This window comes from Enterococcus sp. S86.2 (assembly GCF_059834485.2).
In genome coordinates, this window is sequence record NZ_CM206813.1 from 922,188 (window position 1) to 934,784 (window position 12,597).

Sequence of the window (12,597 nt, forward strand, 5' to 3'; positions counted from 1 at the left end):
CAAACAATGGCTGAAAAAATTCAATTAACAAAAGCAGACCGTAGAAGTGTCATGTTCCGCTCAATGTTCCTTCAAGGTTCATGGAACTATGAACGTATGCAAAACGGTGGTTGGGCATATGCAATGATCCCAGCAATTAAAAAATTATATACAACCAAAGAAGATCGTGCGGCAGCGTTAAAACGCCACTTGGAATTCTTTAATACTCACCCATATTTAGCAGCTCCAGTATTAGGGGTTACTTTAGCCCTTGAAGAAGAACGTGCGAATGGTGCACCTGTTGATGATGTAGCAATTCAAGGGGTTAAAGTTGGTATGATGGGACCTTTAGCTGGTGTCGGTGACCCAGTATTCTGGTTTACTGTACGTCCAATGTTAGGTGCCTTAGGTGCTTCTCTTGCAATGAGCGGCAGCATTATGGGTCCATTATTATTCTTCTTTGCTTGGAATATTATCCGGATTGCTTTCTTGTGGTACACACAAGAATTTGGTTACCAAGCTGGTTCAAAAATTACTGATGACTTATCAGGTGGTTTGTTACAAAAAGTTACAAAAGGTGCTTCTATCTTGGGTATGTTCGTTTTAGGTTCATTAGTACAACGTTGGGTAAGTGTTAAATTTACGCCGGTTGTTTCTGAAGTTCAATTAGACGACAAAGCATTTATTCACTGGGATAAATTACCTGACGGCTGGAAAGGTATTCAAGAAGCCTTCAGTCAAGTAGGTGCGGGTCTTTCCCAAACTCCTACAAAAGTAACTACCTTACAAGATAACTTGGATCAATTAATTCCAGGTCTTGCTGGTTTATTACTAACTTTACTTTGCATGTGGTTATTGAAGAAAAAAGTTTCTCCAATCGTTATCATCATTGGCTTATTCGTTGTCGGTGTTGGTTTACACGTATTAAACATCATGTAATCAAAATTTTTTACAAGGGCTCAGGGGTTGTTCCCTGGGCTTTTGTTTTACATCTGGTAGTTGTTATGGCTATAATACTTAATAAATATCCATAAAGGAAGTGTCTGTAATGGTTCAGTCGTTAAATAGCAAAGTTGATTTGACTATTGATGCAACATCTTATCTTGGCATTGGTGAGTATGGGAAGATTATGATTGGTGATAAGGCCTTTGAATTTTACAATGATCGTGATATTAATAAATTCATCCAAATTCCGTGGGAAGAAGTAGATTTTGTGGTAGCTTCTGTTTATTTCAAAGGAAAATGGATCCCACGCTATGCTATTCAAACAAAGAAAAATGGGATTTACTCGTTTTCTTCAAAACAACCGAAAAAGGTTTTACGTGCCATCAGAGAATATGTACCGGCAGACCACTTGGTACGTTCCCTAACTTTTTTCCAAGTTGTCAAACGCGGGTTAAAAAGTTGGCAAGTAAAATTAATGGGCAAAAAACAGTAACCGTAAAGGCATGTGCTTTTATGGTTATTTTTTATCTGACAGAAAGGAAGTATAAATTTTTCACAAAAAAATATTGATTTGATTGCGCTAGCACTGACTAGCTTCACGAATCACTTTTTTCAAAGCTAAAATTTATGAAAATAAAAAAAGTCGCTTTAATAATTTTTTTGCCTTAGGGGGTAGGATTTCGTTAGCTTTTCCTACTCTAGTGGGGTTGTTGAAAATTACGTTAAAACTTAGAAATTAGATGTAACTATTTGGTATAAGTTAGTGTCGTTAACAACTTTTGATGACCACAAAAGATTGAAAAAAAGGCGTTCTTTGAGTCAATATTTTCGTTATTATTTTGAAATATGTTACCATAAATTGAAGATAAATTTTAAATAGCTTATAGACAGCCTAGTTATTTGTTAGAAAATTTATTTTTGTAGTTTTTGTAAAAGGAGTGAAAAAAATGCTTTGGACATTAATTGTGGGTGCTGTGATTGGAGCAATTGCAGGAGCAATTACCGGTGAAAAACGGGGATGTTTGTTTAATATTATTGCCGGATTGGCAGGGGCTTCAGTCGGACAAGCGCTGTTTGGCAATATGGGACCTGATATTGCGGGCATGGCGATTATTCCATCAATTTTAGGTGCGGTAATCGTTGTAGCGGTAGTATCTTTCTTTTTTGGTAAAGCCAAATAATGATTAAAAGGTTGTGAAAAACTATGCTGTACGCAACTACTTTTTGTAGTTGTGACGGATATGAATGGGAAATAACATTTATATCCGTAAAGAAAGATGGTTTTGTCGCAATCTTTTTTATTTTCTCTTATATTTGCTATAATGATTGGGAAAGTCAAAAGAAAGAAGGAATTCAACATGATGTTACGAGTAGAAAAATTACGAGCAGCGATGCGCAAAGAACAAGTCGATGGCTTTTTAGTGACAAGTCCATATAATTTGCGTTACTTAACCAATTTTACTGGCACGACAGGTTTAGCTGTTATCACATTAAACAAAGCGTTTTTTGTGACGGATTTTCGCTATACAGAACAAGCTAGCGCACAAGCGCCTGATTTTGAAATTATTAAAAATGTAGGACCAATTTTTGACGAAGTAGCGGCATTATGTCAACAAGAAAATATCACTGCGCTAGCCTTTGAAGAAAACTATATTAGCTTTGCTGAATACTCTGTTTTAGAAGAAATCATAGAAGAAACACCGCTCATTCCTATTGCAGGAATGATTGAAACGCTACGGGAAGTAAAAGATGAAAATGAGATTGCACTTATCCAAAAAGCATGCCAAATTGCCGATCAAGGTTTTGAACATGTTTTAAAATTTATTCGTCCGGGTATGACTGAAATTGAGGTTGCCAATCAACTTGACTTTTATATGCGCTCTCTTGGCGCAACCAGCGTCTCTTTTGACACGATTGTAGCGAGTGGTCTTCGTTCTGCAATGCCTCATGGGGTTGCCAGTGATAAAATAATTGAACAAGGTGATTTAATTACGTTAGACTTTGGTTGTTATTATGAGGGATATGTTTCGGATATGACGAGAACATTTGCAATCGGCGACCCAGGCGAAAAGCTAAAAGAAATTTATCAAATTGTGTTAGAAGCACAATTAAAAGTAATTGAAGCAGCACAACCAGGTTTAACCGGTATTCAATTAGATGCCATTGCCAGAGACCACATTGCAGCGGCTGGATATGGCGAAGCATTCGGACATTCTACCGGTCATGGTATTGGTTTAGAAATTCATGAAGGACCAAATGTTTCCTTTAGAGCAGATAAACAGTTTGTTGTAAATAACGTCATTACAGATGAACCGGGAATTTATTTACCGGGAATCGGTGGTGTGAGAATTGAAGATGATTTATTAATTACAGCTTCTGGGAATGAAGTCTTAACTCGCTCACCAAAAGAGCTGATTATTTTATAAGCTACTAAGTAAAAAAATGCGTTACTACTTGTTGGTAACGCATTTTTTTATGGTTTTTTTCTAATTTGACCCGAATGTTAATAGTATTTTTTTTATTTGCAAAAAAAATGCGAGAATTATTTTGACCTAAATGAAAATAACGCTTACAATTCGAAGGAAGGAGGGAAATTATGGTAAAAGAAATTGATGCTGTTTTAAAGCAAGCTGAGCTAATATATGTACATCAATCTAAATTTAGTGAAGAAGATTGGCATAGTACTTTACATACCCATTATTTTACGGAAGTTATGTACGTATTAAGTGGTAGGGGGAGTTTTATTGTCGAAGGGAAAGAATATCCGATTGCAGCCCACGATATTGTCGTGGTTAATCCGTATGTACGCCATACTGAAAAATCATCAGGAGAATTTCCTTTATGGTATATCGTGATTGGAGTGAACAATATCCGTTTTGTTAAGCAAAACAAGCGGGAAAGCCACTATATTTTTCGCGATGTTTTAGACGAAATGGTGCCTTTATTAAAATTGATTATTGCTGAAATAAATGAAAAACAACAAGGGGCAAATGCTGTTTTGCAAAGATTGGCGGAAGTTGTTTTGGTGAAAGTTTTACGCAGTAATAATTTTAGTTTAATTGAGATTGAAAATAAAAATATTTCAAAAGATGGCGCGATTATTAAAGACTTTATTGATCAACATTATAAAGAAAATCTAACCTTAGATGTTTTATCCCGTCAACTGCATTTGGATAAATACTATATGATTCATATTTTTAAAGAGAACTTTGCTGAAACACCAATGAATTATATGATGCAAAAGCGTCTAGAAAACGCCCAAGAATTATTAATTAGTACCGACTATTCTGTTGGTCAAATTGCAGAAATTGCGGGTTTTACTTCGCAATCTTATTTTAACCAAGCCTTTAAAAAAGGAATTGGCACTTCTCCTAATCAATATCGTAAACGTCACCGTTAGTTTTAGTATATTTTACTAAATCGGGAATTTATAAATATTTCTAAAAAAACGACCAATATTTTAAAACTAAAGCGCTTACAATAAAGGTATACTTAAGCCATCAAATGAGGGAGGAATCCGACATGAAAAAAGCATTAGGATTGGTATTAGCTTTGGGGTTATCAGGTCTTTTACTAGCAGGTTGTGGCAGTGGTGGCAGTACTGACGGCAGCAACGGAGACAAAGCAGCAGGAGATAAAAAAGTTTTGAAAGTGGCGGCACTAGAATCTGCCTATGGCGCAGATATGTGGGATAAAGTAAAAGCTGCATATGAAAAAGACAATCCCGGCGTGACCGTAGAATTGACCGTTGACAAAAAATTAGAAGATGTCATTAGTCCAAATATGAAAGCAGGAAACTATCCAGATGTAATCTTACTTGCGACCGGGCGTGAAGCGGGGTTGACCGAAACCTTTATCAAAGACAAAAACTTGGAAGATTTAACAGATGTATTTGATATGAAAGTACCTGGTGAAGATAAGACTGTGAAAGATAAATTGATTCCAGGCTTTATTGATACACTAGCAACAAATCCTTACAATGACAAAAAGACGTACATGGCTCCGATGTTTTATTCACCAACTGGTTTATTCTATGATGCAAATCTTTTAAAAACTAAAGGTTGGGAAGTACCAAAAACTTGGGATGAGATGTGGGAATTAGGCGAAAAAGCGAAAAAAGAAGGAATTGCATTATTTACTTATCCAACAGCCGGTTACTTGGACTCATTTATGTATAGTTTGCTTTCTGTAACAGGTGGTCCAGAATTCTTTAATGAAGCGATGACCTATCAAAAAGGAGCTTGGTCTTCTAAAGAAGCGACAGAAGCATTTGATACAGTTGGTAAATTGGCAAAATATACGGCTACAACAACAGTTGCCAATGCCAATGACAATGACTTTACTAAAAATCAACAACTAATTTTAGATGATAAAGCGATCTTCATGCCAAATGGAACATGGGTACCTGGTGAGATGAAAGATGCACCACGAGCTGATGGTTTTGAATGGGGAATGACTGCTTTGCCTGCCTTTGAATCAGGTGGTGACAGCTATTCTTATACATTCTTTGAACAAATGTGGATGCCAACAGGTGCTGCAAATAAAAAAGAAGGTAAGAAATTCATTTCTTATATGTACTCAGATAAAGCAGCAGATATCTTTAAAGAAGCTGGCGCAATTCAACCAATCCAGGGGATGTCAGAAAAATTAGAGGGCGACAATAAATTATTCTACAGTATTTACGACAATGGTGCCAAAGCAGTAATGGGTGGCCTTGAAAATACTGTAACAGTTGAAGGCGTAAATATGCGGGATACATTATTTAGCGCAGTAGACAGTGTTGTTTCTGGCGATAAGACAGTAAAAGACTGGCAAGATAGCGTTGTAAGTGCGGCGGATAAAATTCGTGAAGCAGCAGATAAACAATAAGTAGCAGATAAAAGGCTGTGACAAAGGAATTTGTGGCAGCCTTTTATCATAAAGTAGTAAAAGTTATAAATAAAAAAATAATATCTGTTTATAAATAATACTAAAAAAGGTGATCCTATGAATGAAAAGAAACAAAAGAAGGTGTTTATCACTTTATGTCTGCTCCCAGCGACATTATTGGTATTGATTTTCATGGTGTATCCCACCATTAATGTTTTCTTTATGTCCTTATTTAAATGGGGCGGTTATTCTGCTGAAAAGACATTTGTTGGGTTAGATAATTTTAAGACCTTAATTAAAGACATGGCATTTTTCCGTTCTTTCCAGAACACAATTTTATTAATTGTTATCGTTACTATTTTTACGTTAGCTCTAGCCTTAATTTTTGCTTCAATTTTGACGCGGGAAAAATTCAAGGGTGTCAATTTATTCAGGATTATGTTTTACATCCCTAATATTTTATCAATCGTTGTTATTGCAGCCATTTTTTCTGCTATTTATGATCCCAGCAGCGGGTTATTGAATAATTTATTAAGTGCAGTGCGTCTTGAAAACTTACAACAGTTGTGGCTGGGTAATCAAAAAATTGTTATCTATTCAATTGGGGCGGCCTTAATTTGGCAGGCAATTGGGTATTACATGGTGATGTACATGGCTTCAATGGCTTCAATTCCAGAAAGCCTTTATGAAGCTTCGGCGCTAGAAGGGGCGAGTGCAATCCAGCAATTCTTCACGATAACATTGCCACTAACTTGGAGTACCATTCGAACAACCTTAACTTTTTTTGTGATTAGTACGATTAATTTAAGTTTCTTATTAGTCAAAGCAATGACCAATGGTGGTCCAGATGGCTCAACAGAAGTATTTTTAAGTTATATGTATAAACAAGCTTATACAAATTCTTCTTATGGCTATGGGATGGCAATCGGAGTGGTTGTCTTTACTTTTTCGTTTATCTTATCTGCAGTGTTAAACAAAATTACCAAACGTGACGTTTATGAATTTTAGGAGGGAAACAAGATGAAAAAATCTACAAAACTTTATAAAATCTTTGTCTATGTTGCCCTCATCACGTTGGCAATTTCGATTGTTGTACCGATTGCGTGGGTATTTTTAGCATCAATTAAAGAAAATTCAGAGTTTTACGGCGATCCGTGGGCACTACCAAAAGGCTTTTATTTCGACAATTTTGTAGCCGCCTTCCAAAAAGCTAACATGGGACTTTACATGTGGAATTCAGTCAAAGTAACAGCACTGGCATTAGTGATTTTAATTGTTGTGGCACTCCCAGCAGCATACGTTTTAGCCCGCTTCAAATTTAAAGGACGTGGGATTTTAAATACATTGTTTATGATGGGCTTGTTTATTAACTCCAATTATATTGTCGTACCGATTTTTCTAATGCTTTTGGACGGGGATAATGCATTGCGAAAAATCAGTGGTCAAGGTTTCTTTATTGATAATCTCTTTGTTTTAGCCCTTGTATATGCCGCTACAGCCTTACCTTTTACGATTTATTTATTATCAAATTATTTCCGTACGTTATCTTCTTCATATGAAGAAGCAGCTTATATTGATGGCGCTGGTTTTTTCAAAACGCTGGTGGTCGTCATGGCGCCTTTGGCAAAACCAAGTATTATTACGGTTATTTTGTTTAACTTCTTGAGTTTTTGGAATGAGTATATCATCGCCTTAACGTTGATTCCAGGTCCGAATAAGACGTTACCAGTCGGTTTAATTAATTTGATGGCCGGACAAAAAGCTGCTGCTAATTATGGGCAATTATACGCCGGTTTAGTAATCGTGATGTTACCTACACTAATTTTATATATTTTAGTTCAAAAACAATTGACCCAAGGAATGACAGTTGGCGGGAATAAGGAATAGGAGAGACGAAGATGGAAAAAGGAAGAGTAACCATTCCAAGTGAGAGTAACTTCTTGGCAGAAACCAAACGTTTAATGGCTTTGTGGGGGGCAGATGCCATTCGCGATAGCGATGGTACAAAACTTGATGAAGAGCTAAAACAAATTGGAGCAAAAATTTATACGACTTATTTTGTAGCAAGAGGACACAATGACTTTGCCCAAAAGCACTTAGAAGAAGTGCAACAAGCTTTTTTGTTAAGTGAGCGGGTCTGTGCCACAGAAGATGAGCCTAAAATTTGGTTTATGAAAGGTTATCTAGAAGAACAACTGCAACCAAATTACAGAGAAGATCCCAAAGAATTATGGGAAGTATACGATCGAACGACTGGTGAGAAGTTAGCCAATGAAGATTGGGAAGTGGATCAAAAACAAAATGTCGTTTCTTTAAAAAAATGGCAACCTTATCATGAGTACACAGTTTCCTTTTTAGCCAGTATGATTTGGGATCCAACCCAAATGTACAATCATATCACCAACGATTGGGGAGATAAACCCCATGAGATTCCTTTTGACATTAGACAGCCTGAGTCCAAAGCCTTTGTTCGTAATTTTTTGATCAACTGGCTAGCCGATAATCCAGATACTGATGTGGTGCGTTTTACGACCTTTTTTTATCATTTCACACTATTTTTCAATGATCAAAAAAAGGAAAAATTTGTCGATTGGTTTGGTTATGGTTCGACGGTATCTGTGCGAGCGTTAAAAGAATTTGAACAAGCCTATGGCTACAAATTACACGCCGAAGATTTTGTTGATGAAGGGTATTATAATTCACCATTTCGTGTTCCTTCCCAAGCCTTTTTGGATTATATTGATTTCATCCAACGCTTTGTTGCAAATGAAGCCAAAAAGCTAGTGGAAGTTGTACACGATGCTAAACGAGAAGCGATGATGTTTCTAGGAGATAACTGGATTGGAACAGAGCCTTATGGACCTTATTTTAAAGAAATTGGCTTGGATGCAGTTGTAGGAAGCGTAGGCAACGGAACAACTTTAAGAATGATTTCAGAAATTCCCCATGTGAAGTACACGGAAGGAAGATTTTTACCGTACTTTTTCCCAGATGTTTTTTATGAGGGAAATGATCCAACAATCGAAGCCAAAGAAAACTGGTTAACAGCGCGACGCGCTATTTTACGTAAACCTGTTGATCGCATTGGTTATGGCGGGTATTTATCCCTAGCCAATAAATTCCCTGAATTTGTTGATTACGTAAGTAGTGTCACTGCAGAATTTCGCGATTTGTATGAAAGAATAGCAGATGTCAAACCTTATGTAGGCATAAAAGTTGGTATTTTAAACTCTTGGGGAAAACTGCGTTCATGGCAGACTCATATGGTGGCCCACGCTTTGTGGTATCAACAAATTTATAGCTATCTTGGTGTCTTAGAGTCATTATCAGGACAAAAAATTGCCGTTGAATTTTTAAACTTTGCGGATATAAAAGCAGGTGTTCCAGGAGATATTGATGTTTTGATTAATGTAGGAGATGCGGGTACCGCGTTTTCTGGTGGCAAAAATTGGCAAGATACACAATTAATTGCAACTTTAACGAAATGGGTAGCAAACGGTGGTGGTTTAATTGGAATTGGAGAACCAACGGCTCATCTAGCGAATGGACGCTTCTTCCAATTGGCGCATATTTTAGGTGTCGACAAAGAATTAGGATTCAGCTTATCGACAGATAAATACTTTAAAGATGAAGTTTCAGCACATTTCATCACCGACAAAGCAACGCAGGTAGAATTTGGAGAAATGCAAAAAAATATTTATGCACTATCGGAAGAAACACAAATTTTACGCTATCTTGATGGTAGTGTACAATTGGCTACCCACGACTTTTCTAAAGGACGTGGTGTGTACTTTAGTGGCATGCCTTATTCACCAGAAAATGCACAAATCTTTTTACGGGCCATTTATTATGCAGCCCATAAAGAAGAAGAGTTAAACATTTGGTATGCAGAAAATCCCGATGTGGAAGTTCATGCGTATCCAGAAAAAAGACAATATGCGGTGGTAAATAATACAGACGAAAAACAAGTGTCAAAAATTTATACAGACAAAAAAAATTACGTGATTACATTGGCTCCTGGGGCAATCGAATGGAGGAATTATGATGAGTAAAGCGAAGTTTTGGCTGCAGGTAGCAGTCTTTATCGTCTGTTTTTTATTAATCGTTTATGGCCAAAAAAATATTGGCTATACAGGTTTAGCGTTACAAGTTGTAGGTCTTGCAGGGCTACTTAGTCTTTTGTGGGGCTATAACAAAAATTATCAGTAGGAGATGGCAAAATGAAATATGCAATCGGTATTGATATTGGGGGGACAAAAGTTGCTGGTGGTTTGGTGGATGAACTGGGAAATGTCACCCATATCACCCGTCTACTTTCAAGTGCTAGTGATCGTGAAGGAATGTTTGCTGTCGTTTGTCGCGTAATCGAACAAGTGTTAGTTGATAGTAAGTTATCCCCTCATGAAGTGTGTGTAGGACTAGGGGTTCCCGGTCTAGTGGATCGCAAAGCTGGTGTGGCAGTTTTTCAAAATAATTTAGCTTGGGAAAATTTTCCAGTTGTGGCGCGCTTAAGAGAAGCATTCCCAGCTGTGGGAAATATCGTGATCGACAATGATGTCTATCAAGCAACGCGAGCAGAATGGAATTATGCTGGTCTTAAAAATGAGGAATTACTCGTCTATGTCACCATTAGTACAGGATTGTCTTGTGCTATTATGACTAGAGGTGACTTTATTCGTGGCAATGGTTTTGCCGGAGAACTTGGTTTAATTCCATTAAAGAAAAGAAATGGTCAAATGTATTCTGTCGAGCAAAGTGCGGCAGGTCCTGCTTTAGCAGAACAAGGCAAAGAAGCCTATAATGATGGGACTGTAACACCAGAAGAAATTTTTCGCCGTTATCGCTTAGGAGAACCCTTAGCAAAAGATTTAGTGGAAGCTTGGGGCAAAGATGTTAGTCAGGCGATATACACCATCGTGTCATTGCTAGACCCACAAAAAATTGTTTTTGGCGGCAGTGTTATGACGCTAAATCCTGATTTACTTCCATTAATCAAAACAAAATTAGGAGAATGGATTGTTCCTGCGCAAAGTCATAGTATTAGTACATTAGCTATCTCTCCTTATCCAAACACTGGCGGAATTATTGGGGCTGGTTTACACGCCTTGCAGTAATTTTTTAAGCGCAATTTTTTATTTGGTTTTATCCGATAAAAAATTGCGTTTTTTTGTCGTGAACGCAAACTGTTTTACATAAGAGTTGCAGCTAACAAAGAGGGTTTTTATAGCCTTTGGATTAAAATAATGATAAACTATTAACGAATATGCTGGATTGCAGACAGCCTTTTGGTGCTAGTAAATAAGGAGGATAGCCATGATTTCAGTAAATGATTTTAAAACAGGTTTAACAATTGAAGTTGACGGTGATATTTGGCGTGTGGTAGATTTCCAACACGTAAAACCTGGTAAAGGGGCAGCTTTTGTCCGTTCAAAATTAAAAAATTTGCGGAATGGCGCCGTGCAAGAAAAAACTTTCCGAGCCGGTGAAAAAGTTGCGAAAGCGCAAATTGATAATCGTAAAATGCAATACTTGTATGAAAGTGGCGACAGCCATGTTTTTATGGACTTGGAAACTTATGAACAAATTGAGATTCCAACAGAACAAATTAAAGACGAATTGAAATATATGCTAGAGAACATGGAAATCACGGTTATTATGTATGGATCAGAGATTTTAGGTGTTGATTTACCAAATACTGTGGTTTTAGAAGTTGCTGAAACAGAACCCAATATCAAAGGAGATACTTCTTCTGGGGGCGGTAAACCAGCAACCATGGAAACTGGCGTGACCGTGAATGTACCGTTTTTTGTTAATCAAGGTGATAAATTGATTATTAATACAACTGACGGTTCATATGTTTCACGCGCATAATTGTAATTAGACTGGGGGACGTCATTGTGGCTGACGAAAAGAATTTAGTATTAGATGCAAATCAAGATTTAGGAGAAATTGTAATCGCTCCTGAAGTGATTGAGATTATTATTGGGATTGCCGCTTCCAAGGTTGACGGTGTCTATGACATGCAAGGAAGCTTTACGAGTAATGTGACCCAACTATTAGGTCGTTCAAACCATGGTAAAGGTGTTTCTTTAACTATTGACGAGACCGGGATTAAGGTTGACCTTTACTGCTATATGAAGTATGGTGTTTCTGTGCCAAAAACAGCGATGGAAATTCAAGAACGAGTGAAACAACAAGTACTCTTTATGACAGATGTTGAATTAACTGAGGTAAACGTTCATGTTGTTGCTGTCGTACCAGAAAAAATTGAAACACCAGATTTAGATGAATTATTTGAAAATGAGGAAGAAAATGAGTAAAGAATTATCTCGTCACGAGATCCGAAAAATGGCCTTACAAGCTTTATTTCCCTTAGATTTTAACCAGGATTTAGACAAAAAAGATGCCATTATGCAAGCAATCGAATTAGAGCACCACGAAATGGTGGACGCAGAACAAGAAAATTTTGTTCCTGCATATTTAGATCAATTAGTAGTAGGTGTGTGTGAACATAAAGTAGCCTTAGATGAATTGATTCAAAAACATTTAAAAAAAGGTTGGAGTATTAAACGTCTTTCTAAAATGGATTTGTGTATTTTACGCATTGCCAGCTACGAAATGATGTATGAAAAAGATGTTCCCAACAAAGTGGCCTTAAACGAAGCCTTGGAGCTGACCAAGACATTTAGCGATGATCAATCACGTAAATTCGTCAATGGGGTTTTATCCGCAATTAATACGGATTTGACTAAAGAAGTGGCTGATAAGGATAAACTGTAGTGAAGTAAATTAAGGCAGGTGAGA

The 12,597-nt window shown here is 37.0% G+C and carries 14 protein-coding genes; all 14 read left to right on the plus strand.

From position 1 onward, the window contains the following. The first annotated feature begins 6 nt into the window (after nucleotides 1-6). Complete coding sequence (locus AC6R0T_RS04205) at nucleotides 7-918, plus strand: PTS system mannose/fructose/sorbose family transporter subunit IID (RefSeq protein WP_206903855.1); 912 nt, start codon at nucleotides 7-9, stop codon at nucleotides 916-918. A gap of 109 nt (nucleotides 919-1,027) precedes the next feature. Continuing rightward, entirely contained in the window at nucleotides 1,028-1,417 is a 390-nt protein-coding gene (locus AC6R0T_RS04210; protein ID WP_206903856.1) for a DUF956 family protein, read from the plus strand. Between the two features lie 454 nt (nucleotides 1,418-1,871). Further along, a complete protein-coding gene (locus tag AC6R0T_RS04215) occupies nucleotides 1,872-2,105 on the plus strand; it encodes a GlsB/YeaQ/YmgE family stress response membrane protein (RefSeq protein WP_206903857.1) in 234 nt (77 codons plus the stop codon). 177 nt (nucleotides 2,106-2,282) lie between these two features. Continuing rightward, nucleotides 2,283-3,350, plus strand: a complete 1,068-nt coding sequence (locus AC6R0T_RS04220) for a M24 family metallopeptidase (RefSeq protein ID WP_206903914.1) — start codon at nucleotides 2,283-2,285, stop codon at nucleotides 3,348-3,350. A 170-nt stretch (nucleotides 3,351-3,520) separates the two neighbouring features. After that, on the plus strand, nucleotides 3,521-4,324 hold the full coding sequence (locus AC6R0T_RS04225; RefSeq protein WP_282461398.1) for a helix-turn-helix domain-containing protein: 804 nt from the start codon (nucleotides 3,521-3,523) through the stop codon (nucleotides 4,322-4,324). A 122-nt stretch (nucleotides 4,325-4,446) separates the two neighbouring features. Continuing rightward, entirely contained in the window at nucleotides 4,447-5,793 is a 1,347-nt protein-coding gene (locus tag AC6R0T_RS04230; protein ID WP_303754447.1) for a carbohydrate ABC transporter substrate-binding protein, read from the plus strand. 117 nt (nucleotides 5,794-5,910) lie between these two features. Beyond that, the gene (locus AC6R0T_RS04235) at nucleotides 5,911-6,801 is read left to right on the plus strand and encodes a carbohydrate ABC transporter permease (protein ID WP_303754446.1); all 891 of its coding nucleotides are present in this window, start codon (nucleotides 5,911-5,913) and stop codon (nucleotides 6,799-6,801) included. Between the two features lie 12 nt (nucleotides 6,802-6,813). Further along, nucleotides 6,814-7,680, plus strand: coding sequence for a carbohydrate ABC transporter permease (locus tag AC6R0T_RS04240; RefSeq protein ID WP_206903861.1), 867 nt, complete (start codon nucleotides 6,814-6,816; stop codon nucleotides 7,678-7,680). An 11-nt stretch (nucleotides 7,681-7,691) separates the two neighbouring features. Then, nucleotides 7,692-9,845, plus strand: coding sequence for a 1,3-beta-galactosyl-N-acetylhexosamine phosphorylase (gnpA, locus tag AC6R0T_RS04245; protein WP_303754445.1), 2,154 nt, complete (start codon nucleotides 7,692-7,694; stop codon nucleotides 9,843-9,845). Beyond that, complete coding sequence (locus AC6R0T_RS04250) at nucleotides 9,838-10,002, plus strand: DUF6903 family protein (protein WP_282461396.1); 165 nt, start codon at nucleotides 9,838-9,840, stop codon at nucleotides 10,000-10,002. The genes gnpA and AC6R0T_RS04250 overlap by 8 nt, the downstream gene beginning before the upstream one ends. Before the next feature lie 11 nt (nucleotides 10,003-10,013). Further along, entirely contained in the window at nucleotides 10,014-10,907 is an 894-nt protein-coding gene (locus AC6R0T_RS04255; RefSeq protein WP_206903864.1) for an ROK family protein, read from the plus strand. Between the two features lie 199 nt (nucleotides 10,908-11,106). After that, nucleotides 11,107-11,664, plus strand: a complete 558-nt coding sequence (gene efp, locus AC6R0T_RS04260; RefSeq protein WP_206903865.1) for an elongation factor P — start codon at nucleotides 11,107-11,109, stop codon at nucleotides 11,662-11,664. Between the two features lie 26 nt (nucleotides 11,665-11,690). Beyond that, entirely contained in the window at nucleotides 11,691-12,113 is a 423-nt protein-coding gene (locus AC6R0T_RS04265) for an Asp23/Gls24 family envelope stress response protein (protein ID WP_206903866.1), read from the plus strand. After that, nucleotides 12,106-12,573 (plus strand): transcription antitermination factor NusB, encoded by a 468-nt coding sequence (nusB, locus tag AC6R0T_RS04270; protein WP_206903867.1) that lies wholly within the window; start codon nucleotides 12,106-12,108, stop codon nucleotides 12,571-12,573. Before AC6R0T_RS04265 ends, nusB begins: the two co-directional genes overlap by 8 nt. Nucleotides 12,574-12,597 lie beyond the last annotated feature (24 nt).